We start from the raw sequence: 23,650 nt of genomic DNA on the forward strand, positions 1-23,650 counted from the left end.
TGAGTCGTGGCCAGACGGCCTCGCTTCAGCAAATTGGGTATGTGACAGCTGTCGGTGTTTTGTGAGCGTCGAACTTTCGGTTCATCTCGTCTTCACACACCGCAATCTGATGCTTCTACTTGTTTCCAAGTCAGGAGTAGTCAAATTGCTTGGGTGTTATATGGTCAAGCCTCACGGGCAATTAGTATTGGTTAGCTCAACGCCTCACAGCGCTTACACACCCAACCTATCAACGTCGTAGTCTTCGACGGCCCTTCAGGGAACTCAAGGTTCCAGTGAGATCTCATCTTGAGGCTAGTTTCCCGCTTAGATGCTTTCAGCGGTTATCTATTCCGAACATAGCTACCCGGCAATGCCACTGGCGTGACAACCGGAACACCAGAGGTTCGTCCACTCCGGTCCTCTCGTACTAGGAGCAGCCCCTCTCAAATCTCAAACGTCCACGGCAGATAGGGACCGAACTGTCTCACGACGTTCTAAACCCAGCTCGCGTACCACTTTAAATGGCGAACAGCCATACCCTTGGGACCGGCTTCAGCCCCAGGATGTGATGAGCCGACATCGAGGTGCCAAACACCGCCGTCGATATGAACTCTTGGGCGGTATCAGCCTGTTATCCCCGGAGTACCTTTTATCCGTTGAGCGATGGCCCTTCCATACAGAACCACCGGATCACTAAGACCTACTTTCGTACCTGCTCGACGTGTCTGTCTCGCAGTCAAGCGCGCTTTTGCCTTTATACTCTACGACCGATTTCCGACCGGTCTGAGCGCACCTTCGTACTCCTCCGTTACTCTTTAGGAGGAGACCGCCCCAGTCAAACTACCCACCATACACTGTCCTCGATCCGGATAACGGACCTGAGTTAGAACCTCAAAGTTGCCAGGGTGGTATTTCAAGGTTGGCTCCACGCAGACTGGCGTCCACGCTTCAAAGCCTCCCACCTATCCTACACAAGCAAATTCAAAGTCCAGTGCAAAGCTATAGTAAAGGTTCACGGGGTCTTTCCGTCTAGCCGCGGATACACTGCATCTTCACAGCGATTTCAATTTCACTGAGTCTCGGGTGGAGACAGCGCCGCCATCGTTACGCCATTCGTGCAGGTCGGAACTTACCCGACAAGGAATTTCGCTACCTTAGGACCGTTATAGTTACGGCCGCCGTTTACCGGGGCTTCGATCAAGAGCTTCGCGTTAGCTAACCCCATCAATTAACCTTCCGGCACCGGGCAGGCGTCACACCCTATACGTCCACTTTCGTGTTTGCAGAGTGCTGTGTTTTTAATAAACAGTCGCAGCGGCCTGGTATCTTCGACCGGCATGAGCTTACGGAGCAAGTCGTTCACCCTCACCGGCGCACCTTCTCCCGAAGTTACGGTGCCATTTTGCCTAGTTCCTTCACCCGAGTTCTCTCAAGCGCCTTGGTATTCTCTACCCAACCACCTGTGTCGGTTTGGGGTACGGTTCCTGGTTACCTGAAGCTTAGAAGCTTTTCTTGGAAGCATGGCATCAACCACTTCGTGTTCTAAAAGAACACTCGTCATCAGCTCTCGGCCTTAAGATCCCGGATTTACCTAAGATCTCAGCCTACCACCTTAAACTTGGACAACCAACGCCAAGCTGGCCTAGCCTTCTCCGTCCCTCCATCGCAATAACCAGAAGTACAGGAATATTAACCTGTTTTCCATCGACTACGCTTTTCAGCCTCGCCTTAGGGACCGACTAACCCTGCGTCGATTAACGTTGCGCAGGAAACCTTGGTCTTTCGGCGTGGGTGTTTTTCACACCCATTGTCGTTACTCATGTCAGCATTCGCACTTCTGATACCTCCAGCAAGCTTCTCAACTCACCTTCACAGGCTTACAGAACGCTCCTCTACCGCATCACTTACGTGATACCCGTAGCTTCGGTGTATGGTTTGAGCCCCGTTACATCTTCCGCGCAGGCCGACTCGACTAGTGAGCTATTACGCTTTCTTTAAAGGGTGGCTGCTTCTAAGCCAACCTCCTAGCTGTCTAAGCCTTCCCACATCGTTTCCCACTTAACCATAACTTTGGGACCTTAGCTGACGGTCTGGGTTGTTTCCCTTTTCACGACGGACGTTAGCACCCGCCGTGTGTCTCCCATGCTCGGCACTTGTAGGTATTCGGAGTTTGCATCGGTTTGGTAAGTCGGGATGACCCCCTAGCCGAAACAGTGCTCTACCCCCTACAGTGATACATGAGGCGCTACCTAAATAGCTTTCGAGGAGAACCAGCTATCTCCGAGCTTGATTAGCCTTTCACTCCGATCCACAGGTCATCCGCTAACTTTTCAACGGTAGTCGGTTCGGTCCTCCAGTTAGTGTTACCCAACCTTCAACCTGCCCATGGATAGATCGCCCGGTTTCGGGTCTATTCCCAGCGACTAGACGCCCTATTAAGACTCGCTTTCGCTACGCCTCCCCTATTCGGTTAAGCTCGCCACTGAAAATAAGTCGCTGACCCATTATACAAAAGGTACGCAGTCACCCAACAAAGTGGGCTCCCACTGCTTGTACGCATACGGTTTCAGGATCTATTTCACTCCCCTCTCCGGGGTTCTTTTCGCCTTTCCCTCACGGTACTAGTTCACTATCGGTCAGTCAGTAGTATTTAGCCTTGGAGGATGGTCCCCCCATATTCAGACAAAGTTTCTCGTGCTCCGTCCTACTCGATTTCATGACCAAGAGATTTTCGCGTACAGGGCTATCACCCACTATGGCCGCACTTTCCAGAGCGTTCCGCTAATCTCAAAGCCACTTAAGGGCTAGTCCCCGTTCGCTCGCCACTACTAAGGGAATCTCGGTTGATTTCTTTTCCTCAGGGTACTTAGATGTTTCAGTTCCCCTGGTTCGCCTCTTACGCCTATGTATTCAGCGTAAGATAACCATCTTATGATGGCTGGGTTCCCCCATTCAGACATCTCCGGATCAAAGTCTGTTTGCCGACTCCCCGAAGCTTTTCGCAGGCTACCACGTCTTTCATCGCCTCTGACTGCCAAGGCATCCACCGTATGCGCTTCTTCACTTGACCATATAACCCCAAGCAATCTGGTTATACTGTGAAGACAACATTCGCCGAAAATTCGAATTTCTCGATTAAGAGAACTCACAAATTTTACCTTAGCCTGATCCGTTACCAGTGAAAGTAACGTTCAGTCTATCTTTCTATCACATACCCAAATTTTTAAAGAACGATCTAATCAAAGACTAGAAATCAACATTCACCATCATCACAATGGAATGCTCATTTCTAAGCTTTCATACAACAGAAGCAGTAGTGGTGGAGCCAAACGGGATCGAACCGTTGACCTCCTGCGTGCAAGGCAGGCGCTCTCCCAGCTGAGCTATGGCCCCGTATTTCTACAGGCGTTTCCCACACAAAATTGGTGGGTCTGGGCAGATTCGAACTGCCGACCTCACCCTTATCAGGGGTGCGCTCTAACCAACTGAGCTACAGACCCAATTTCGAGCTGCTAAGGCCGATCTCACCCTGCTCTTTACCACAGAGCATGGGGTGCGCTCCAACCAACTAAGCTACAACCCTATTTAGGCTGCTTCTTATCGTCTTCTTCAATGAATCAAGCAATTCGTGTGGGAACTTATGGAGCAGCTGATGTCGTCGATTAAGGAGGTGATCCAGCCGCAGGTTCCCCTACGGCTACCTTGTTACGACTTCACCCCAGTCATGAATCACACCGTGGTAACCGTCCTCCCGAAGGTTAGACTAGCTACTTCTGGTGCAACCCACTCCCATGGTGTGACGGGCGGTGTGTACAAGGCCCGGGAACGTATTCACCGCGACATTCTGATTCGCGATTACTAGCGATTCCGACTTCACGCAGTCGAGTTGCAGACTGCGATCCGGACTACGATCGGTTTTGTGGGATTAGCTCCACCTCGCGGCTTGGCAACCCTCTGTACCGACCATTGTAGCACGTGTGTAGCCCAGGCCGTAAGGGCCATGATGACTTGACGTCATCCCCACCTTCCTCCGGTTTGTCACCGGCAGTCTCCTTAGAGTGCCCACCATTACGTGCTGGTAACTAAGGACAAGGGTTGCGCTCGTTACGGGACTTAACCCAACATCTCACGACACGAGCTGACGACAGCCATGCAGCACCTGTCTCAATGTTCCCGAAGGCACCAATCTATCTCTAGAAAGTTCATTGGATGTCAAGGCCTGGTAAGGTTCTTCGCGTTGCTTCGAATTAAACCACATGCTCCACCGCTTGTGCGGGCCCCCGTCAATTCATTTGAGTTTTAACCTTGCGGCCGTACTCCCCAGGCGGTCAACTTAATGCGTTAGCTGCGCCACTAAAAGCTCAAGGCTTCCAACGGCTAGTTGACATCGTTTACGGCGTGGACTACCAGGGTATCTAATCCTGTTTGCTCCCCACGCTTTCGCACCTCAGTGTCAGTATTAGTCCAGGTGGTCGCCTTCGCCACTGGTGTTCCTTCCTATATCTACGCATTTCACCGCTACACAGGAAATTCCACCACCCTCTACCATACTCTAGTCAGTCAGTTTTGAATGCAGTTCCCAGGTTGAGCCCGGGGATTTCACATCCAACTTAACAAACCACCTACGCGCGCTTTACGCCCAGTAATTCCGATTAACGCTTGCACCCTCTGTATTACCGCGGCTGCTGGCACAGAGTTAGCCGGTGCTTATTCTGTCGGTAACGTCAAAACAATCACGTATTAGGTAACTGCCCTTCCTCCCAACTTAAAGTGCTTTACAATCCGAAGACCTTCTTCACACACGCGGCATGGCTGGATCAGGCTTTCGCCCATTGTCCAATATTCCCCACTGCTGCCTCCCGTAGGAGTCTGGACCGTGTCTCAGTTCCAGTGTGACTGATCATCCTCTCAGACCAGTTACGGATCGTCGCCTTGGTGAGCCATTACCCCACCAACTAGCTAATCCGACCTAGGCTCATCTGATAGCGCAAGGCCCGAAGGTCCCCTGCTTTCTCCCGTAGGACGTATGCGGTATTAGCGTCCGTTTCCGAACGTTATCCCCCACTACCAGGCAGATTCCTAGGCATTACTCACCCGTCCGCCGCTCTCAAGAGAAGCAAGCTTCTCTCTACCGCTCGACTTGCATGTGTTAGGCCTGCCGCCAGCGTTCAATCTGAGCCATGATCAAACTCTTCAGTTCAAACATCTTTGGGTTTTTAAGAAACCCTAAACTTGGCTCAGCAATCGTTGGTTATTCTTTGATTTCTCGCGGAGTAACTTGTGATGCTGATAATCTTGTTGACTATCAGTCTGACTCCACAAGCACCCACACGAATTGCTTGATTCAGTTGTTAAAGAGCGGTTGGTTAAGATGCTTCATCTCAACCGAGGCGCGCATTCTACAGCAGCCTCACTTGCTGTCAAGTGATTATTTTCAGAAGTTTTCGAAGAATTCTTCAACAACTTCAACCACTTGCGCTTCCGATCTCTCGTTAGCGGGAGGCGAATTCTACAGCGTTACACGCTGCTGTCAACACCTCTTTTTCTCCGCTTTCGACCGAGAAGATCGAAACGTTAATAGCGCCAAACAACACCGCACTATCAACTTCTTCTGGACTTCGATGAGCTGAAGCAATTCGCTGTCGAATCTTGCATAACTACTTGTTTACCAAGGAGTTTTCCGTTTCGACTGCGCCGGAAGTGGGGCGAATTATAGACTTCCAGAATCTGCCGTCAAGCACTAATTACACTTTTGTTGCAGAAGCTGGTTTTTTTGCAATAAGCCGGGGAATACGGCGCATCACAGGCGGAATTCGCAGTACCAGAAGCAACGCACCTATAGAGGCATAGATCGCCCACTCCTTCAGATCCGCTCGTACGATCCATAACATGTGCAGCAACCCAAGCCCGAGAACGCCATACACAAGCCGGTGCAGCCTCTTCCAACGACTACCCAGTCGCCGCTGGCTATAGCGATTCGACGTGACCGCAAGCACCAGCAAACACAGAAAGCCCAACGCTCCAACAATAATGTATGGCCGCTTGCGCAACTCAACGCCCAGCTGCGACCAATCCAACCCCAGCACGAACACGCAATAAGCTGCCAGGTGCAGCACCACGTAAGCGAAACACCACAACCCCAATTGCCGGCGCACGGCTATCCACCCCGCCCAGCCACTCAGTTTTTGCAGGGGCGTCATGCACAGGGTGATCAGCAACAGAATCAAGGTGCCCAGGCCAAGCCGATCAACCAGGACTTTGCCCGGATCCGGACCGAGCGCAGAACTCCACGCCTCATAGAGCCAGAACAACGGCCATACACCCGCTGCAATAAAGACGCCGATGCGCCAGATGGGATAGCGCATCAGTAGTTCTTCCGCAAATCCAGACCGGTATATAGAGAAGCGACCTCATCCCCATAGCCGTTGAACATCTGAGTCTCCCGAACATTCGGGCTGAACAGGCCACTCGGCAACCGCCGCTCCCGGGCCTGTGTCCAGCGTGGATGGTCAACCGTAGGGTTCACGTTCGCATAAAAGCCGTACTCATCGGCCGCGATACTCTGCCAAGTCGTCTTAGGCTGCTCACTCACCAGACTGATACGCACAATGGACTTCACACTCTTGAAGCCATACTTCCACGGCACCACCAAGCGCAAAGGCGCACCATTCTGATTGGGCAACTCACGCCCATACATGCCGACGGCAAGAATCGCCAGCGGGTTCATCGCCTCATCCAGGCGCAACCCTTCTACATAGGGCCAGTCGATCAGGCCGAAATTCGAGCGCTGCCCAGGCATGCTTTTTGGATCTTGAAGGGTTTCGAAACGAATGTACTTGGCCTTGGACGTAGGCTCGACCTGCTTGAGCAAGGCCGAAATTGGAAAACCGATCCAGGGAATGACCATCGACCACGCCTCAACGCAGCGCAGACGGTAGATTCGCTCTTCCAACTGATAGGGCTTCATGAAGTCTTCCAGAGCATAGCGCCCTGGCTTGCCGACTTCACCATCGATCACCACACTCCAGGGTTCGGTCTTGAGTGAACCCGCGTTATTCGCCGGGTCACCCTTATCGGTACCGAACTCATAGAAATTGTTGTAATGGGTCGCGTCCTTGAACGGTGTGATGGCCTCGTCCTTGACGGTGACCGCATTCCATTGCGTACCAGGCAACTTTTCGGCGAACCAACTCGGCGCCCTGCCCGGCTCGACATCGGCATAGCGGGCCGCGTCCTCGGCACTCGCCCAACGCGGCAGGCTGGCTGCAGCCATACCGGCAAGCGCACCGCCAAGTATGCTGCGGCGAGAGAGGTAAAAGGATTCAGGCGTGACATCCGATTCGTGGCAATCGGACGCTTTAGGCAGTTTGATTAACATGGCAACTCCGCAGCATTGGAGGACAGATGCACCAATAGACTGCGGAGTATGGGGGAAATTACATTAAGACAATGTTTTGTCCCGACGCATATGCAGCAGATACTGAACCGGCCCGGAAGCCGCGTAGACCAGGAAAGCCAGCAGCAAGATGCGCGGCGGATCGCTGAATACCACTGCAAACACCAGCACCACTACCAGAATGGCCACGAAAGGCACCCGACCCTTGAGGTCAAACTCCTTGAAGCTGTTGTACTTGATGTTGCTGACCATCAGCATCCCGGCAGCCGCTACCATCAGCGCCACCAGGAACGACATTTTCGAACCCTGGATGCCGTAGTCACTGAATGCCCAGACAATCCCCGCAACCACGCCGGCAGCTGCCGGGCTGGCGAGGCCGATGAAGTAGCGCTTGTCGGCAGTACCGACTTGCGTATTGAAACGCGCCAGGCGCAACGCGGCGCCTGCCACATAGATGAAGGCAACCATCCAGCCCACCTTGCCCATGTCACCCAGCGCCCAGGCAAATGCCAGCAGCGCGGGCGCCACACCAAAGGCAACCATGTCCGACAGCGAGTCGTACTCGGCGCCGAAGGCACTCTGGGTATTGGTCATTCGCGCTACACGACCATCAAGGCCGTCCAGCACCATGGCCACGAAAATGGCGATGGCGGCAAAACCGAAATACTTGCTGGCACTTGCCGCGTCACCTGCCGCCAGCGCGCTCTGGGCACTCATGGAATTGATGATGGAATAGAAGCCGGCAAACAGGTTCGCCGTGGTGAACAGGTTCGGCAGCAGATAGATGCCACGATGCCGGACCTTGCGGCCTTCAGCGTCATGCCCTTCTTCGACATGTTCATCGATGGGCAGCATGCTTTCGGCGTCGTAAGCCTGGTTTGGCTCTTCGGGACGTTCGCTCATGGACTTTACCTTGCAACGGTGTGAAAAAAATTCGACAAATACTTGCGGCGAGTGTTCGCCCGCAAACGATGCAGCTTTATACCAGAACACGCCTCCCAAACGAAAAAACGCGGCCTAGGCCGCGTTTTCCCTTGATACGTACGACTTAGTTCTTGGCTTTGTCGACGATCTTGTTGGCACCGATCCACGGCATCATGGAGCGCAGTTGCTCGCCGATGACTTCGATACCGTGAGCGGCGTTGTTGCGACGCTTGGCGGTCATCGAAGGGTAGCCGGTAGCACCTTCGCTGATGAACATCTTGGCGTATTCGCCGTCCTGAATACGTTTCAGAGCGTTGCGCATCGCCTGACGGGACTCGGCGTTGATCACTTCCGGGCCAGTCACGTACTCGCCGTATTCGGCGTTGTTGGAGATCGAGTAGTTCATGTTGGCGATACCGCCTTCGTACATGAGGTCAACGATCAGCTTCAGTTCGTGCAGGCATTCGAAGTAGGCCATTTCCGGCGCGTAGCCCGCTTCAACCAGGGTTTCGAAACCGGCTTTGACCAGCTCGACGGTGCCGCCGCACAGCACGGCCTGTTCGCCGAACAGGTCGGTTTCGGTCTCGTCCTTGAAGGTGGTTTCGATGATGCCGGTACGACCGCCACCCACGCCGGAGGCGTAGGACAGCGCAACGTTTTTGGCGTTGCCGGACGCGTCCTGATAGATCGCGATCAGGTCAGGGATACCGCCGCCTTTGACGAATTCAGAACGCACGGTGTGGCCCGGTGCTTTCGGCGCGATCATGATCACGTCGAGGTCGGCACGCGGCACAACCTGGTTGTAATGAATCGCAAAGCCGTGGGAGAAGGCCAGGGTGGCGCCCTTCTTGATGTTCGGCTCGATTTCATTCTTGTACAGCGCGGACTGGAACTCGTCCGGGGTCAGGATCATGACCACGTCGGCAGCTGCCACAGCGGAAGCCACGTCGGTCACTTTCAGGCCGTGGGCCTCAGCCTTGGCAACGGTAGCCGAGCCTTTGCGCAGGCCGACGGTGACGTCAACGCCGGAGTCCTTGAGGTTGCAAGCTTGCGCGTGCCCCTGGGAACCGTAGCCGATGATGGCGACTTTCTTGCCCTGGATGATCGACAGGTCACAATCTTTATCGTAATAAACTTTCATGAGGTTCCTCTATATATCCAGGCCGTAAGGCCATTCGCTAATTTGGGTTAGATGCTGAGTACTTTGTCGCCACGGGCAATCCCGGTGACACCACTGCGTACGGTTTCCAGAATCGAGGCCGTCCCGATCGACTGGATGAAGCTGTCCAGCTTGTCGCTGGTACCGGTCAGTTGAACGGTATAAACGCTGGCGCTCACATCGACGATCTGCCCGCGATAAATGTCGGTGGTCCGCTTGATCTCGGCACGTTGGGCCCCCGTAGCCTTGACCTTGACCAGCATCAGCTCGCGCTCGATGTGGGCACTTTCAGACAGGTCGACCAGCTTGACCACCTCGATCAGCTTGTTGAGGTTCTTGGTGATCTGCTCGATCACCTCATCGTGGCCAACAGTAGTTAACGTCAGGCGCGACAGCGTCGGGTCTTCGGTCGGTGCCACGGTCAGGCTTTCGATGTTGTAGTTGCGTTGCGAAAACAGGCCGACAACACGAGACAGAGCGCCGGGTTCGTTCTCCAGAAGCAGGGAGATGATGTGCCGCATGATTAAGTACGCTCCGTCTTGTTCAGCCACATGTCGCGCATGGAGCCGTCTTTGATCTGCATCGGATAGACGTGCTCACTGGTGTCCACTTGAATATCGAGGAACACCAGGCGGTCCTTCATGGCGAATGCCTCTTCCATCTTCGGCTTCAGATCTTTCAGATCGGTGATGCGCATGCCGACGTGGCCATAGGCTTCAACCAACTTGACGAAATCCGGCAACGATTCCATGTAGGAATGGGAGTGACGGCTGCCGTAGCTCATGTCCTGCCACTGACGAACCATACCCAGCACGCCGTTGTTCAGGCAGACGATCTTCACCGGAAGGCCGTACTGCAGGCATGTCGACAATTCCTGAATGTTCATCTGGATGCTGCCCTCGCCGGTGACGCAGGCGACGTCGGCATCCGGGAAGCTCAGTTTCACGCCCATGGCCGCAGGAAAACCAAAACCCATCGTGCCCAGGCCACCGGAGTTGATCCAGCGGTTGGGCTTGTCGAAGGTGTAGTACTGCGCCGCGAACATCTGATGCTGGCCCACGTCGGAGGTTACATAGGCATCGCCCTTGGTCACTTCGCACAGGGTTTCGATCACGGTTTGCGGTTTGATGATGCTGCCGTCGCCCTTGTTGTAAGGGAACAGGCCGCGATCACCGCGCCACTCGTCGATCTGCTTCCACCAACTGGCGACGGATTCCTTGTTCGGCGTTTCGCCAATATCCTTGAGTGCAGCGACCATTTCGGTCAATACGCTCTCCACAGGTCCCACGATCGGCACGTCGGCCTTGATGGTCTTGGAGATGGATGCCGGATCGATGTCGATATGGATGATCTTGGCATTTGGGCAGAATTTGCTCGCGCCGTTGATCACTCGGTCATCGAACCGCGCGCCCACGGCCAGGATCACGTCAGCGTGGTGCATGGCCTGGTTGGCGGTGTAGCTGCCGTGCATGCCGAGCATACCGACGAACTGACGGTCGGTGCCCGGGAAGGCGCCGAGGCCCATCAGGGTGTTGGTCACCGGCAGGTTGAGCAGCCTGGCCAGCTCAGTCAACTGCGCGGAGCCGCCGCCCAGAATCACGCCACCACCGGAATAAAGCACAGGGCGCTTGGCCGCCAGGAGCATTTCTGCCGCCTTGCGGATCTGCCCCGAGTGCCCACGCACGGCCGGGCTGTAGGAACGCAGCTTGGCTTTCTTCGGAAAGATGTATTCGAATTTTTCAGCCGGATTGGTCATGTCTTTCGGGATATCGACCACTACAGGGCCCGGGCGACCGGACTGTGCGAGGTAGAACGCCTTCTTCATGACTTCCGGGATCTCCGACGCGTGCTTGATCATGAAGCTGTGTTTCACGATCGGCCGGGAGATACCGATCATGTCGGTTTCCTGGAATGCGTCGGTGCCCACCAGGGTGCTGGCCACCTGGCCGGAGATGATCACCATCGGAATGGAGTCCATATACGCAGTCGCGATGCCGGTAATGGCATTGGTTGCGCCTGGGCCGGACGTTACCAGGACCACGCCGGCTTTACCGGTGGCACGGGCATAACCGTCAGCCATATGGGTCGCGGCCTGTTCGTGGCGAACCAGGATGTGGGTAACAGCCGGTTCCTTGAACAGTGCGTCATAAACATGAAGCAGAGCACCACCTGGGTACCCGTAGATATAGTCGACGCCTTCGTCACGCAAAAAGCGGACGAGCATCTCACCGCCAGATAAAAGCTCCACGTTGTTCACCTCTAAAACGCCAGAATACCGTCCGTTGAAAAACCGACGGGTCTTAATAGGTTTACTTCTCAACAGAGCATGAGCGACGGTGGTCGCCGACTACGTCAGCACTGACTGAGCAAGTATTGGGATCGTCCCAAGTGTTGCGGGATTTTCCCACCCAGCGCGAGGTAACGCGTTGCGGGTGTAACAGGTCGGCGCGGATATGCGCCTCATGATCTGCCGAGCGGGCCTGCTTCTGGCAGTCCCGATACAGCGGACTTTGGATTCTTCTGTTTCAGGCCGTTCAAGTCAAGCAATAATTGCGCTTTTTTCCAACTAAGCGCATGAGAACGCAGAAGAAAGGCGTTTGATGAGGGATAAAACTCGCCTGAATGTCGTCAAGCGGTAGAAATATGCGCAAGACTGCCGAAAAACCCGACAGCCAGGCAATTAACGAGCGTCGACGATCAATTGGTCGAACTTTTTCAGCGCATTGCGCAATCCAAGGCTTTCCCGTGGCCGATCGGCATAAACCATCTCGGCCATCTCCAGGATCCCTGAAGCGTTGGGCAATGGCAGATCCTGTTCAAGAATCTGCTTCATGCGTACCAGGAAGATCCACTGCAGCCACTGGTGAAAGTCCAGGGTGTCGACCGAGAAAGGCTCGACACTGCTGAGCGCCTCCATGCTGGGGGATTGCTCATCCCACCAGCCTTGCACACGCAACTCGCGCTCAATCAGCAATAACTGTTCGGCAATCGCTGGAAAACGCCCATCCATCAGAGGCTGACCTTGGCTTTCTGGCGGGCCTGAGCAGCGCCGGCGGCGTCGCCCTGGGCCGCACGCGCATCACCGATCAAGGCCCACAGGCTGGCTTGCAGGTCGGGACGACCGTTGGCCAGACTCAGCCCACGACGGGCGAACTGTTCGGCTTGCGGCGCATCGCCCTGGGCCATGCGCACTTGCGCCAGGCGATACAGCACTTGCGGTTCACGCGGCGCCACACGCTGGGCGCGCTCAAGGCTTGAGGATGCGCCGTTCAAATCGCCACCAGCCTGCTGTTGCTGGGCGGTGGTGAGCAAGGCCAGTACCGGACCATCCAGTTGTTCGTCAGCAGACAAGCCACCGCCGGAGGAGGACGGAACGCCGCTGGGCGACGAAGGCATGCTGTACGACCCCTGATTGATCGGTGCCGCCTGAACCGGCGCGGTGTCGATCGGTGCGGAGCTGCTCGGACCGGGTGTCCACGGTTCGGCACTGATCGGCGCCGCAGTGGCGGCGCCGCTGCCCGGCACCATCACCACCACGCCGGAATCCTGAGGCATTGCCTGAGGTTTGGCCTGCGCCGGGCGGTTGGTCACGGTCTGGCGGAACCCGCCATTGGCCGAGATCCGGTCATTGCTGGAAGCGTTGCTGCTCGCATCCACCACGGGAATCGAGCCGCGCTGCACGCTGGAGCAACCGCCCAGCAAGGCCAGGACGGTAATAGCTGGAATCCACAACTTGTTCACTTGAAACCCTCGTTTGCTTAATGCATCCAGCCCTTGACCCAATCCATCACCGAATCCGCATCCGCAGGCGCACTGCCACCGCATGCGGGACCGGGTGGTGGCTCGCTGCCGCGAATATACGGCATCTGCACCGCACCCGGACAGTTGGCATCAGAACCTTGCCCACTGTGCGGATCAATCCAGGCCTGCACGATGTTGTCCGGCTGCGGCATATTCAGCGGCAGCGGATCGGCCTTGCGCATGAAACTGGTCCACACCTGCAGCGCACCGGTCGCGCCGGTGAACGGCGTCTTGCCGTTGTCGTCGCGGCCCAGCCACACCACCGCCAGCACATCCTGGCCGAAGCCGGCGAACCAGCTGTCACGCGAATCGTTACTGGTACCGGTCTTGCCCGCCAGTGTGAGGTTCGATGGCAGGACTTTATAGACCGAGCTACCCGTACCTTCACGCATCACGCGTTGCATGGCGTTCTGGATGAGGTAAATGGAGCCTGCATCGAAGCGCTGCTGAATCTGGAACGGGTAACGCTTGAGCGGCTCACCGTCGGCCGTGAGCACGCTGCGAATCCCGCGCATCGGCGTGTTGAAGCCCCCGTTGGCAAGGGTCTGGTACATAGTCGCGACTTCCATCGGCGTCATCGCACCCGCCCCCAGCAGGATCGACGGGAACGCCGGGAATTCGCGAGTGATACCCAGCCGCGCCAGCGTTTTGAGCACATTCGGCACGCCCACTTCGAGGCCCAGCCGCGAGGTCGAGATATTGTAGGAATGCGCGAGCCCCTGATAAAGGAACACCGTGCCATGGGAGCGTCGATCAAAGTTCTGCGGCGTCCACACCTGGCCATCAGCCCCCTTGACCGATAACGGATCATCGGAGAGCCAACTGGTGAGGGTGTATTTGCTCGGTTTTTCCAACGCAGTGAGGTAGACCGCCGGCTTGACCAGCGAGCCAATCGGCCGCACCGCATCCAGTGCGCGGTTGAAGCCGGCAAAACTGGCCTGACGGCTGCCGATCATGGCCTGAACTTCACCGGTTTCCGGGTTGGTCACGACCATGGCCGCTTCCACTTCATCGGAGCCTTTACGCCCGGTAAGACGCTTGAAGGTGTCGTTGACGGACGCCTCGGCTTTCATCTGCAGAATCGGGTCAAAACTGGTGAAGATGCGCAGGCCCTCTTCGGTCAAGTCTTCGTCGCGGTAGTCTTCACGCAACTGGCGTTTGACCAGGTCGATAAAGCCCGGGAAGGAGCTGTCCGCCAGCTTGCCACGAGTCGTCACACCCAGAGGCATTTTCTTCGCTGCGGCGACCTGTTCAGCGGTAGCGACGCCTTGCTGTTCAAGCACATCCAAGACCAGGTTGCGACGCTCCAGCGCGCGCTCCGGGTTGCGCCGCGGGTTGTAGTAGGACGGCCCCTTGACCATGCCCACCAGCAACGCGACTTGATGCAGCTTCAACTCGGACAGCGGTTGGCCAAAGAAGAACTGGCTGGCCAGACCGAAACCGTGCACCGCGCGCTGGCCATCCTGGCCGACGAAGACCTCGTTGAGGTACGCCTCGAGAATTTCCTGTTTGCTGTAGTGCAGCTCCAGCAACATGGCCATCATGGCTTCAGTGAGCTTGCGGGTCAGGCTGCGCTCACTGGTGAGGTAGAAGTTCTTGACCAATTGTTGCGTCAGCGTACTGCCGCCCTGAGTCATCTTGCCGCCGGATGTGTTGACCCAGATGGCACGCGCAATCGACTTCGGCGACACGCCCCAGTGGCTGTAGAAATCGCGGTCCTCCACGGCGACCAGGGTTTCCAACAGGTAAGGCGGCACCTGATCGAGCTTGATCAGGATGCGGTCTTCCAGGTTTTTAGGATAAATCCCACCGATCATCAGCGGTTCAAGGCGCACCACCGGCAGCTTCGAGCCGTTGAGCGACGACAGCTCGGCCACGTAGTCACCGGAAAACCGCACGCGAACCGGCTGGGCTTTTTCCAGCCCTTCATAGAACTGGAAGCCGCGCGTGTTCAAGTCCACGGTATTGCCGCTGACAGCCGCAGAACCCGGGCCATTGCTCACGGGCTCGCGGCGATAGCCCAAAGCATCGAGTTCGGTGAGGAAGTCGTCCTTGCTCAGCTTCTGGCCGGTAAACAGCTCCAGCGGGCGGGCGTAGACCTTGGCCGGAATGGTCCAGCGTTTGCCGGAGAATTTCTCCTGCACCACCGCATCGAGGTACACCGCGAAGCCGGCGAGCACTACCAGGCCCACGAGGCCGAGCTTGAGCGCCCAGCCAAGCCATGGGCGCAGGCCACGGGAAGGAGGTTTTTTACGGGAACGGGGAGATCGGGATCGAGTCATGGCGGCGGATTATACGCACTTTATTTGATGATCAACATGAGCCGGACAGCGGTTTGCACGACCGCCCGTAGCGGCCATAATGCCCGCCATGAATTTTTCCAGACTCTGAAGGATCGCCCGTGAGCCAGTCCCTGATCGCTGCCCTGCAAAACCCGGCGTTGTACCCGCATCCGGTTGAAGCGTTCCACGTCATTGAGACCCATATTTCCTGGGTCATCCTCACCGGCCCCTACGCCTATAAATTGAAGAAACCGATGAACTTCGGCTTCCTGGATTTCACCGATCTGGAAAAGCGCGGTCACTTCTGCAATGAAGAATTGCGCCTCAACCAGCGCCTGACCAAAGATTTGTATCTTGAGGTGTTGCCAATTACCGGCACTGCCGAATCTCCACAGCTGGGCGGCGACGGACCGGTGATCGAATACGCGCTGAAAATGCGCCAGTTCCCGCAAAGCCAGATGCTCAGCACCTTGCAGGCCAATGGCGAGCTGACCAGTGCACACATCGACGAGATGGCCAGGCAGATCGCGCACTTTCACCTCACCGCGCCAAAAGTCCCACAGGAGCATGCGGCCGGCACGCCGGACGAAGTGATGGCGCCAGTGCGGCAGAACTTCGAACAAATTCGTCCCTTCCTCAGCGACAAGGCCGACCTTCTGCAGCTCGAAGCGCTGCAAGCCTGGGCCGAAAGCAGCTTCGATCGCCTCAAGCCACTGCTGGCCCAGCGCAAGTCCGAGGGTTTTACCCGTGAGTGTCACGGTGATATCCACTTGGGCAACGCCACCGTGATTGATGGCCAGGTGGTGATTTTCGACTGCATCGAATTCAACGAGCCGTTTCGTTTCACCGACGTGTACGCCGACACCGGCTTCCTGGCCATGGACTTGGAAGACCGTGGGCTCAAGTCGCTGGCACGGCGCTTTATCAGCCAGTACCTGGAACTGACGGGCGACTATCAGGGCCTGGAAGTGCTGAATTTCTACAAGGCTTACCGCGCGTTGGTACGTGCCAAGGTCGCGCTGTTCAGCATGCCGAGCGAAGCAAGCGCGGTGCAACGCGCCACCACGCTGCGCCAGTACCGCAACTACGCCAACCTGGCGGAGAGCTACAGCACCATTCCGTCGCGCTTCCTGGCGATTACCCACGGTGTGTCGGCGGTGGGCAAGAGCACCGTCAGCATGCGTCTGGTCGAAGCGCTGGGCGCCGTGCGCCTGCGTTCGGACGTGGAGCGCAAGCGTCTGTTTGGTGAGCAGCAGGTTGAAAACGCGCCACAGGCGGGCATTTATGCGGTAGATGCCAGCGCGAAAACCTACGCGCGCCTGAACGAAATCGCCGACACCGTGCTGCGCGCCGGGTTCCCGGTGGTGCTGGACGCTACCTTTCTGAAACGCGAGCAGCGCGAAGCCGCCGCCAAGGTCGCCGAAGCCACAGGCGCGCCGTTTCTGATTCTGGATTGCAACGCACCGCAAGCGGTTATCGCCAACTGGTTGGCGCAGCGTCAGGCATATAAGAGCGATCCTTCCGACGCTACGCTGGCGGTTATCGGCGAACAGCACGCCAATCGCGATCCGCTGACAGCCGAGGAGTTGATCCTCAGCCAACGGGTAGAAACCAATGAAAGCGGCACGCTGGATGCGTTGGTTGCGCATATTCGTCAGCGCTTGCCGGGCCTGTAAGAAAAGTTTCTTGGTCGTATCGTCGGCTTCGTCGCACGACCCAGAAATAGTGGCACTATAATGGCTTACTACCTCCAGCTGGTATTGCCATCATGAGTCAGCCGAAGCTTCTCGATACCCCGCTCTACTCGCTTTTGCATAAAGACGATATTCGCGGCTTCAATCAGGAACGCCCCAAAGACGGCGTGATCGACATGCGCGGTGGCGATTTCCGTGGGCTGGACCTGCGTGAACTGGACGCCGCGGGTGTGGATTTCACTGACGCGTATTTCCGCTCCGCTGATTTGCGCGGCCTGGATCTGCGCGATTGCCCATTGGAAGGTGCAAGCCTGGCCCACGCGCAGATCTCCGGGACTTACTTTCCGCCGCAATTGACTGCCGATGAGATCCTTATGTCGGTCAACTTCGGAACGCGCCTGCGCTATCGCACCAGATAACGCCCTTTTATGACGCCCGGCCACGCAGGACGCGTGGCACGGACGCTGCCGTCAAAATTTTCGCGCCATTCTTATAAGCATTTGGCCGTTTCTTCGTAAAGAATCACGCTTTTCCTGCTGAGCGCTACACTCCTTTTCAGGCTTGCCTGGTCACGATACCCACCGCACCATTCGGCCGTCGCAAGGAGGCTTGATGAACGATGAGCTGCAACTCCTGAAAAATCTTGGCAAGACGTCGGCGCAATGGCTGCATGCGGTGGGCATCCACAGTGCCTCCGACCTGCGCCGCCTGGGCGCGGTCGACGCATACCGCGCCGTGCGCACGCGCGGCTTCCGTGCCTCGAAAGTGTTGTTATATGCCATCGAGGGGGCGTTGCTGAATGTTCACTGGAATGACATCCCTGCCGAACGCAAGGAAGCGTTGAATCGCCAGCTGGACGCCATTGCAGCGCGCCAGAAGAATTAAGTCGCGGGGCTGTTTCGAACAAGCGTTTGAGGAAAACACAGCGTCGTTCAAAATCAGCTGTTGACTCTCAAATGAGAATCGTTATGATTATCACAACTGGTCGCGAGATCAGCCGATAACTGAAAGACCATTGGTTCGGACTCTCAGATTATCTCCTCATCAGGCTAATCACGGTTATTTGACCCGGCTCTTGCCGGGTCTTTTTTTGCCCGTAAGAAAGTCCTGCTAGCGAGCAATGATCAGCGGATGTCCACGTTCCGGGTGCGGCTGCACCAACACATCAAGGCCAAATACGGCTTTGAGCGGGCCGGGCCGCAAGACCTGCGCCGGCGTGTCCAACGCATGAGGACGTCCCTTTTCCAGCAGCAGAATTCGGTCGCAATAACGTGCGGCCAGGTTCAAGTCATGCAGAATCACCAGCACTGCCGCGCCTTGATCGGCAAAAGTGCGTATCGCCTGCAAGACAGTGTGCTGGTGCAGTGGGTCAAGCATTGATGTCGGCTCGTCCAACAGCAACGTCTGCCCCGTCTCACCCGGCCATAACTGCGCCAAAACCCGCGCCAGGTGCACACGCTGACGCTCGCCGCCGGACAGCGAGAGGTAGCTGCGACCGATCAAGTGCCCGACATCCGCCGCCTGCAACGCGGCCTCAATGATTTCATCATCACGTACTCGCCCGGTTTGATGGGGCAGGCGCCCCATGCCAACCACCTCTTCGACGCGAAAGGCAAAATCCAGGGTCGAGGACTGGGGCAGCACGGCCAGGCGCTGGGCGCGTTGCGCGCCGCTCCAGTGCTTCAACTCCTGCTGGTCCAGCCACACCTTGCCCTGGTCGGGCTGCAACTCACCGCACAATGCACCGAGCAAGGTACTTTTGCCGGCGCCATTCGGGCCCAGTACACCGAGCACCTCACCCGGCAACAGCGCCAGGGTGACATTCGCCAATACGGTTGTGCGACCCCGACGAACCTGCAGCGCCTCTACTCGCAGCATCAGGCGCGACCCCGCAACAAGAGATAAAGAAAAAACGGCGCGCCGATAAACGCCGTCACAATCCCGATCGGCAATTCAGCCGGAGCCAGCGCCAGGCGAGCCACCAGATCGGCAAACAACAGCAGACTCGCACCCGCCAATATCGAGGCGGGCAGCAACACCCGATGGTCGGGACCGGCCAGCAATCGCACCAGATGGGGCACCACCAACCCGACAAACCCGATCATCCCCGCCGCCGCCACCGCCGCGCCTACGCCGAGCGCCGTACAAAACACCAGTTCACGCTTGAGCCCTTCGACATCAATACCCAGGTGCCCAGCCTCGGACTCGCCCAGCAACAGCGCATTCAACGCCTTCGCGCGGCGCGGCAGCCACAGCGCCACCGCCGCGCTCACCAACAATAAAGGCCACAACCGAGAATAACTGGCGCCGTTCAGGCTCCCCAGGTTCCAGAAGGTCAAGGTGCGCAAGGTGGCGTCGTCCGCCAGATACGTGAACAGGCCTACCGCAGAACCGGCCAACGCGGTCAGGGCGATGCCGGCCAGCAGCATAGTCGCCACATGGGTCTGCCCGTTTCGCCGGCCCAGGCGGTAAACCAGCGCCGTCACGCCCAAACCGCCGAGGAATGCACACAACGACAACAGATAAGGGCCGACCGCATCCGGCAAGCCGGCGAACAACGAACCGCCAACAATCGCGACCGCCGCGCCCAGCGCAGCACCGCTGGACACACCCACCAACCCGGGATCGGCCAACGGGTTGCGAAACAAACCCTGCATCGCCACGCCCGACAAGGCCAGCACGCCACCGACCGCCAGGCCCAGCAAGGTGCGCGGCAAACGGATCTGCCCAAGGATCAGCTCCGCCTGCTCCAACCCTTGAGGGTCAATCGGCAAGCCCATCAAACGCAAAGCGGCCCTGAGCGTATCCAGCAACGGCAGGCTGACAGGGCCCAGGGCCAACGAAAGCCAGATCGCCAGGACACATAACAATGCCAAGCCAATAAACAGGGTCTTGGGTCTGACCAATGTCGTCATGGGGCGGATTCAGCCTGAGACGGATAAAACCCGGCAGACAGTTTCACCAGGCTTTGCGGCAGACGCGGTCCGAGCCCGCCCACCAACAGGGTTGGGTCCAGTTCAACCACGCGGCCATTTTTGGCGGCAGGCGTTGCGGCCAGGATCGGATTTTCCTTGAACAACGCCGCACGCGCCGCTTCGCCGGTCAGGGCCCGATCGGCAAACACCAGTACATCCGGACTCAAACCCGCCAGCGACTCGGCCGAGAACGGCTTGTAACCGGTGTGGGTCGCCAGGTTATGCCCGCCCGCCTGTTGCAACAGCCAATCCGCCGCCGTGTCCTTGCCGGCGATCAGCGGCTTGCCACCCGCGTGGCCGAGCAGCAGCAACACACCCGGCGCCTGTTGCGTGGTCTGCGCCTTGGCGACCGCGCTTTTCTGCTGATTCAGCGCCTGCTCGTATCCGCTAAACAATTGGCGAGCCTTGGCCTCATTGCCCAGCAACTTGCCCAAATGCTCAAGGTTGCCCTTGAGGGTCGGCAAATCCGCCTGCGCGGAGAACATCTCCACTTGCACACCCGCGCCGCGTACCTGCGCCAGTACCGGCGGCGGGCCCATTTCTTCGGTGCCGATGAGTACCTGCGGGCGCAAGCTCAGAATGCCTTCAGCCGACAATTGCCGCTGATAACCGATACTGGGCAGCGCCTTGACCGACTCGGGATGCTGACTGGTAGTGTCCACCCCCACCAGTGTCGACTCGCCACCCAGGGCGGCCACCCACTCGGTCAGCGCGCCACCGGCACTCACCCAGCGTTGTGGCAGTTCCGAGGCGTGCGCCCCGGGGTTGACCAGCAGTCCGACAACAAGCGCGATAGCGCTGGTAAACAGGCGCATAACAGGGTTTCCTTCCAAGGGACGAAGCCGCTCCGGCACTCGTTGATGTGACAGATAAACGCTGCCGGGCATCGTACTGAGCGCAAGATCAACTGACGGACGAAGCCGGCATTTGATAATTGTTTTCATTTGGACGTCAAGGCACTTGAGAATTGAAATGAAGTTCGTCTGCCCCTCCGATACCCTCGCACCCGACAGCAGCCTCGGTTTTGAAATAGACGGTTGCAAGCTGTTGGCCGTGCGCCGCGATGGCATCGCCTACTTCTATATCAACCGTTGCCCTCATCGCGGCATCCCGCTGGAATGGCAGCCTGATCGCTTCCTCGACGAGAGCGCCAGCTTGATCCAGTGCGCCACCCACGGTGCATTATTTCTCATCGAAAGTGGCGAGTGCATCGCCGGGCCTTGTGCAGGTCAAAGCCTCACAGCGCTGCCCGGCCGCGAAGACGAACACGGCCTGTGGGTGCAACTCTAATCGCCGAGCAGCACCTGGAGTCTGCGGTCCACCACGATTTCTTCGTGCGTCACCCGCACCCCGTAGGCCAGCACCTCGACGCCCGCCGCCTTGGCCTCACGCAGGGCGCCAGCATAGCCGGCGTCGATTTCCACGGCAGGCCGCACCGCTTCGATCCCGGAAAGATTCACGCAATACAGTTGCACCGCACGCACCCCGCTGCGCGCCAGGTGTGCCAGTTCGCGCAAGTGCTTCGCGCCACGCTGGGTCACCGCGTCGGGAAACGCCGCCACCGCCGAACCGTCAAAGCCCAAGGTGACGCTTTTGACTTCGACATACGCCGCCCCCTCCGGATACTCCAGGCGAAAGTCGATCCGGCTTTTCTCCTGACCGTACGGCACCTCTCGCTTCAGCGCGGTAAACCCGTTGAGTTCGCTGATCACCCCGGCGTGCAGCGCTTCCTCGACCAATTGATTGGCACGCGCCGTATTCACGCACGCCAGCCGGCCCTGAGGTGTTTCGGCGATTTCCCAGGTGCCGGGCAACTTGCGCTTGGGGTCATCGGAGCGGCTGAACCAGACCTGCCCACCCTCGACCATGCAATTGAGCATCGAACCGGTGTTCGGGCAGTGAATAGTAAGTAACTCGCCGGTAACGGTCTCGATATCGGTGAGAAAACGCTTGTAGCGGCGAATCAGCCGCGCTTCTTCAAGGGGAGGATAAAAGCGCATCAGCCTTGCCAGCTCCGCAAGCCACGGGCGATGCGCTCCACCGCCTCCTGCAGGCGATCGAGGTTTTGCGTGTAGGCAAAACGCACATGATGACCGGCCTGGTAGCGGCCGAAATCCAGTCCGGGCGTAAACGCCACGTGTTCGGTCTCGAGGAAATGCCGACAGAACGCAAAGGCATCGCCGCCGAATGCGCTGATATCGGCGTACAAATAGAACGCCCCCTCCGGCTCCACTGCGATACCAAAGCCAAGTTCGCGCAGGGCCGGTAGCAGGAAATCACGGCGGCGGCCGAACTCGGCGCGGCGCGCTTCCAGAATGCTCAGGGTTTGCGGGGTAAAACAGGCAAGCGCAGCATGCTGGGCCATGCTCGGCGCGCTGATGTAGAGGTTTTGCGCCAGCTTCTCCAAATCCGCCACCGCATCGGGCGGCGCCACCAGCCAACCGAGGCGCCAGCCGGTCATCCCGAAATACTTGGAAAAACTATTCAGGACAAATGCTTCATCATCAACTTCCAGCACGCTGGCGGCATCGGTGCCGTAGGTCAGGCCGTGATAGATCTCATCCACCACCAGGTGCCCATTGCGCGCCTTGATCGCACTGGACAGCCCGGCCAGCTCATCCCGCGTGAGCAGGGTGCCGGTCGGGTTGGCCGGCGATGCGACGAGGGCACCTACGCTGTCCTGGTCCCAGTGTTTGGCCACCAGCTCGGCGTTCAGTTGATAACGCATGTCCGGCCCAACCGGCACCAGTTGAGCGGCACCCTCCACCAGGCGCAGAAAGTGTCGATTGCAGGGGTAGCCGGGGTCCGCCAACAGCCAGTGCTTGCCAGGATCGACCAGCAAGCTGCTGGCCAGTAACAAGGCGCCGGAGCCACCGGGCGTAATCAGAATGCGCTCAGGGTCTACGTTCAATCCGTAGCGCTGCTGATAAAACCCGCTGATGGCCTCACGCAACTCGGGCAACCCACGGGCGGCGGTATAGCGTGTCTTGCCATTGGCCAGCGCGGCCTGGCCGGCCTGGATGATGGGCTCGGCAGTGGTGAAATCCGGCTCACCGATTTCCAGGTGAATCACATCCAGGCCCGCCGCCTGCAGCTCATTGGCTCGCGCCAGCAACGCCATGACATGAAACGGTTCGATGGCGCGGCTGCGCGCACTGTAGGGCTGGGCCATTAGCCTTCCTTAAAGCGTGAGAACAAAGTCAGGATTCTACCGAACCCTTGCGTTAATACATGCTCTATTGCCTGTTCGGCCACCCAAGATGGGCCAGCACGTGCCAGCAAAACGACTAAAATCAACCTTCGAGGCGCTCCACGCCTTACCATGGCGGGCTGCAGCGGTTGGCAGCCCTGTCGAGATGCCTCGACAACCGGGAGTGGCGCACCCCGAATCTATCTGGTAAGTTCGCCCGCTTGCAGCCGCAGGGCCGGCAGGTGTC

At 57.7% G+C, this 23,650-nt stretch carries 17 protein-coding genes, 2 tRNA genes, 2 rRNA genes and 1 pseudogene; 4 read left to right on the forward strand and 18 right to left on the reverse strand.

Features of this window, described 5'->3' with window-relative positions; translation table 11 throughout:
- Positions 1-160: 160 nt before the first annotated feature.
- From RHM60_RS11805 to mrcB, 13 genes are all read right to left on the reverse strand, one after another.
- A 23S ribosomal RNA gene (locus tag RHM60_RS11805) occupies positions 161-3,052 on the reverse strand.
- Between the two features lie 247 nt (positions 3,053-3,299).
- Positions 3,300-3,375: transfer RNA gene (locus RHM60_RS11810), tRNA-Ala, on the reverse strand.
- A gap of 30 nt (positions 3,376-3,405) precedes the next feature.
- Positions 3,406-3,482, reverse strand: a tRNA-Ile gene (locus RHM60_RS11815).
- A 163-nt stretch (positions 3,483-3,645) separates the two neighbouring features.
- Positions 3,646-5,182 (reverse strand): 16S ribosomal RNA (locus RHM60_RS11820).
- Together the 16S and 23S rRNA genes with 2 tRNA genes alongside form the textbook arrangement of a ribosomal RNA operon.
- 544 nt (positions 5,183-5,726) lie before the next feature.
- On the reverse strand, positions 5,727-6,347 hold the full coding sequence (gene msrQ, locus RHM60_RS11825) for a protein-methionine-sulfoxide reductase heme-binding subunit MsrQ (protein ID WP_209984819.1): 621 nt from the start codon (positions 6,345-6,347) through the stop codon (positions 5,727-5,729).
- On the reverse strand, positions 6,347-7,360 hold the full coding sequence (gene msrP / locus RHM60_RS11830; RefSeq protein WP_322214499.1) for a protein-methionine-sulfoxide reductase catalytic subunit MsrP: 1,014 nt from the start codon (positions 7,358-7,360) through the stop codon (positions 6,347-6,349). Before msrP ends, msrQ begins: the two co-directional genes overlap by 1 nt.
- Before the next feature lie 63 nt (positions 7,361-7,423).
- Positions 7,424-8,281 carry a CDP-diacylglycerol--serine O-phosphatidyltransferase gene (pssA, locus tag RHM60_RS11835; RefSeq protein WP_003234985.1) on the reverse strand — a complete coding sequence of 286 codons (858 nt, stop codon included), beginning with the start codon at positions 8,279-8,281 and terminating at the stop codon, positions 7,424-7,426.
- 145 nt (positions 8,282-8,426) lie between these two features.
- Complete coding sequence (gene ilvC / locus RHM60_RS11840; protein WP_003234988.1) at positions 8,427-9,443, reverse strand: ketol-acid reductoisomerase; 1,017 nt, start codon at positions 9,441-9,443, stop codon at positions 8,427-8,429.
- Between the two features lie 47 nt (positions 9,444-9,490).
- Positions 9,491-9,982, reverse strand: a complete 492-nt coding sequence (gene ilvN, locus RHM60_RS11845; protein ID WP_003176102.1) for an acetolactate synthase small subunit — start codon at positions 9,980-9,982, stop codon at positions 9,491-9,493.
- Between the two features lie 2 nt (positions 9,983-9,984).
- Positions 9,985-11,709 carry an acetolactate synthase 3 large subunit gene (locus RHM60_RS11850; RefSeq protein WP_231422637.1) on the reverse strand — a complete coding sequence of 575 codons (1,725 nt, stop codon included), beginning with the start codon at positions 11,707-11,709 and terminating at the stop codon, positions 9,985-9,987.
- Between the two features lie 432 nt (positions 11,710-12,141).
- Positions 12,142-12,471, reverse strand: coding sequence for a YqcC family protein (locus RHM60_RS11855; protein WP_209984841.1), 330 nt, complete (start codon positions 12,469-12,471; stop codon positions 12,142-12,144).
- Positions 12,471-13,202, reverse strand: a complete 732-nt coding sequence (locus RHM60_RS11860; protein ID WP_209984844.1) for a tetratricopeptide repeat protein — start codon at positions 13,200-13,202, stop codon at positions 12,471-12,473. Before RHM60_RS11860 ends, RHM60_RS11855 begins: the two co-directional genes overlap by 1 nt.
- A gap of 17 nt (positions 13,203-13,219) precedes the next feature.
- A complete protein-coding gene (gene mrcB / locus RHM60_RS11865) occupies positions 13,220-15,544 on the reverse strand; it encodes a penicillin-binding protein 1B (RefSeq protein ID WP_209984847.1) in 2,325 nt (774 codons plus the stop codon).
- Between the two features lie 119 nt (positions 15,545-15,663).
- Between mrcB and RHM60_RS11870 the strand changes: the two genes are divergently transcribed.
- The 3 genes from RHM60_RS11870 (at position 15,664) to RHM60_RS11880 (ending at position 18,123) form a co-directional block, all read left to right on the forward strand.
- Positions 15,664-17,220: an AAA family ATPase gene (locus RHM60_RS11870; RefSeq protein WP_322214500.1), complete on the forward strand. Its 1,557-nt coding sequence runs from the start codon at positions 15,664-15,666 to the stop codon at positions 17,218-17,220.
- A 92-nt stretch (positions 17,221-17,312) separates the two neighbouring features.
- Complete coding sequence (locus RHM60_RS11875; RefSeq protein WP_209984853.1) at positions 17,313-17,657, forward strand: pentapeptide repeat-containing protein; 345 nt, start codon at positions 17,313-17,315, stop codon at positions 17,655-17,657.
- A 193-nt stretch (positions 17,658-17,850) separates the two neighbouring features.
- Entirely contained in the window at positions 17,851-18,123 is a 273-nt protein-coding gene (locus RHM60_RS11880) for a TfoX/Sxy family protein (RefSeq protein WP_209984856.1), read from the forward strand.
- Positions 18,124-18,348: 225 nt separating this feature from the next.
- Here RHM60_RS11880 and RHM60_RS11885 read toward each other — a convergent pair.
- The 3 genes and pseudogenes from RHM60_RS11885 to RHM60_RS11895 form a co-directional block, all read right to left on the reverse strand.
- Positions 18,349-19,068 (reverse strand): annotated as a pseudogene (locus RHM60_RS11885) (heme ABC transporter ATP-binding protein); the annotation flags it as partial.
- A 47-nt stretch (positions 19,069-19,115) separates the two neighbouring features.
- On the reverse strand, positions 19,116-20,153 hold the full coding sequence (locus RHM60_RS11890; protein ID WP_322214501.1) for an iron ABC transporter permease: 1,038 nt from the start codon (positions 20,151-20,153) through the stop codon (positions 19,116-19,118).
- Positions 20,150-21,028, reverse strand: a complete 879-nt coding sequence (locus tag RHM60_RS11895; protein WP_322214502.1) for a heme/hemin ABC transporter substrate-binding protein — start codon at positions 21,026-21,028, stop codon at positions 20,150-20,152. Before RHM60_RS11895 ends, RHM60_RS11890 begins: the two co-directional genes overlap by 4 nt.
- A 157-nt stretch (positions 21,029-21,185) precedes the next feature.
- On the opposite strand from RHM60_RS11895, the gene RHM60_RS11900 reads away from it, so the two are divergent.
- The gene (locus RHM60_RS11900) at positions 21,186-21,503 is read left to right on the forward strand and encodes a Rieske (2Fe-2S) protein (RefSeq protein ID WP_057008752.1); all 318 of its coding nucleotides are present in this window, start codon (positions 21,186-21,188) and stop codon (positions 21,501-21,503) included.
- Here RHM60_RS11900 and sfsA read toward each other — a convergent pair.
- Together sfsA and RHM60_RS11910 are read right to left on the reverse strand one after the other, a co-directional pair.
- Positions 21,500-22,213, reverse strand: a complete 714-nt coding sequence (sfsA, locus tag RHM60_RS11905; protein ID WP_209984870.1) for a DNA/RNA nuclease SfsA — start codon at positions 22,211-22,213, stop codon at positions 21,500-21,502. The two genes, RHM60_RS11900 and sfsA, sit on opposite strands and share 4 nt — an antisense overlap.
- Positions 22,213-23,385 carry a pyridoxal phosphate-dependent aminotransferase gene (locus RHM60_RS11910; protein WP_322214503.1) on the reverse strand — a complete coding sequence of 391 codons (1,173 nt, stop codon included), beginning with the start codon at positions 23,383-23,385 and terminating at the stop codon, positions 22,213-22,215. The genes sfsA and RHM60_RS11910 overlap by 1 nt, the downstream gene beginning before the upstream one ends.
- Positions 23,386-23,650 lie beyond the last annotated feature (265 nt).

It is taken from the genome of Pseudomonas sp. MH9.3, assembly GCF_034354675.1.
Classification (GTDB): domain Bacteria; phylum Pseudomonadota; class Gammaproteobacteria; order Pseudomonadales; family Pseudomonadaceae; genus Aquipseudomonas.

Excerpts from the sequence above, each read along its gene's own strand:
- mrcB (WP_209984847.1), bottom strand. The coding sequence starts at position 15,544 with ATGACTCGATCCCGATCTCCCCGTTCCCGTAAAAAACCTCCTTCCCGT.
- RHM60_RS11910 (WP_322214503.1), bottom strand. The coding sequence starts at position 23,385 with ATGGCCCAGCCCTACAGTGCGCGCAGCCGCGCCATCGAACCGTTTCAT.
- RHM60_RS11895 (WP_322214502.1), bottom strand. The coding sequence starts at position 21,028 with ATGCGCCTGTTTACCAGCGCTATCGCGCTTGTTGTCGGACTGCTGGTC.
- pssA (WP_003234985.1), bottom strand. The coding sequence starts at position 8,281 with ATGAGCGAACGTCCCGAAGAGCCAAACCAGGCTTACGACGCCGAAAGC.
- msrP (WP_322214499.1), bottom strand. The coding sequence starts at position 7,360 with ATGTTAATCAAACTGCCTAAAGCGTCCGATTGCCACGAATCGGATGTC.
- RHM60_RS11875 (WP_209984853.1), top strand. The coding sequence starts at position 17,313 with ATGAGTCAGCCGAAGCTTCTCGATACCCCGCTCTACTCGCTTTTGCAT.
- RHM60_RS11900 (WP_057008752.1), top strand. The coding sequence starts at position 21,186 with ATGAAGTTCGTCTGCCCCTCCGATACCCTCGCACCCGACAGCAGCCTC.
- RHM60_RS11890 (WP_322214501.1), bottom strand. The coding sequence starts at position 20,153 with ATGACGACATTGGTCAGACCCAAGACCCTGTTTATTGGCTTGGCATTG.
- RHM60_RS11880 (WP_209984856.1), top strand. The coding sequence starts at position 17,851 with ATGAACGATGAGCTGCAACTCCTGAAAAATCTTGGCAAGACGTCGGCG.
- RHM60_RS11855 (WP_209984841.1), bottom strand. The coding sequence starts at position 12,471 with ATGGATGGGCGTTTTCCAGCGATTGCCGAACAGTTATTGCTGATTGAG.
- ilvN (WP_003176102.1), bottom strand. The coding sequence starts at position 9,982 with ATGCGGCACATCATCTCCCTGCTTCTGGAGAACGAACCCGGCGCTCTG.
- msrQ (WP_209984819.1), bottom strand. The coding sequence starts at position 6,347 with ATGCGCTATCCCATCTGGCGCATCGGCGTCTTTATTGCAGCGGGTGTA.
- ilvC (WP_003234988.1), bottom strand. The coding sequence starts at position 9,443 with ATGAAAGTTTATTACGATAAAGATTGTGACCTGTCGATCATCCAGGGC.
- sfsA (WP_209984870.1), bottom strand. The coding sequence starts at position 22,213 with ATGCGCTTTTATCCTCCCCTTGAAGAAGCGCGGCTGATTCGCCGCTAC.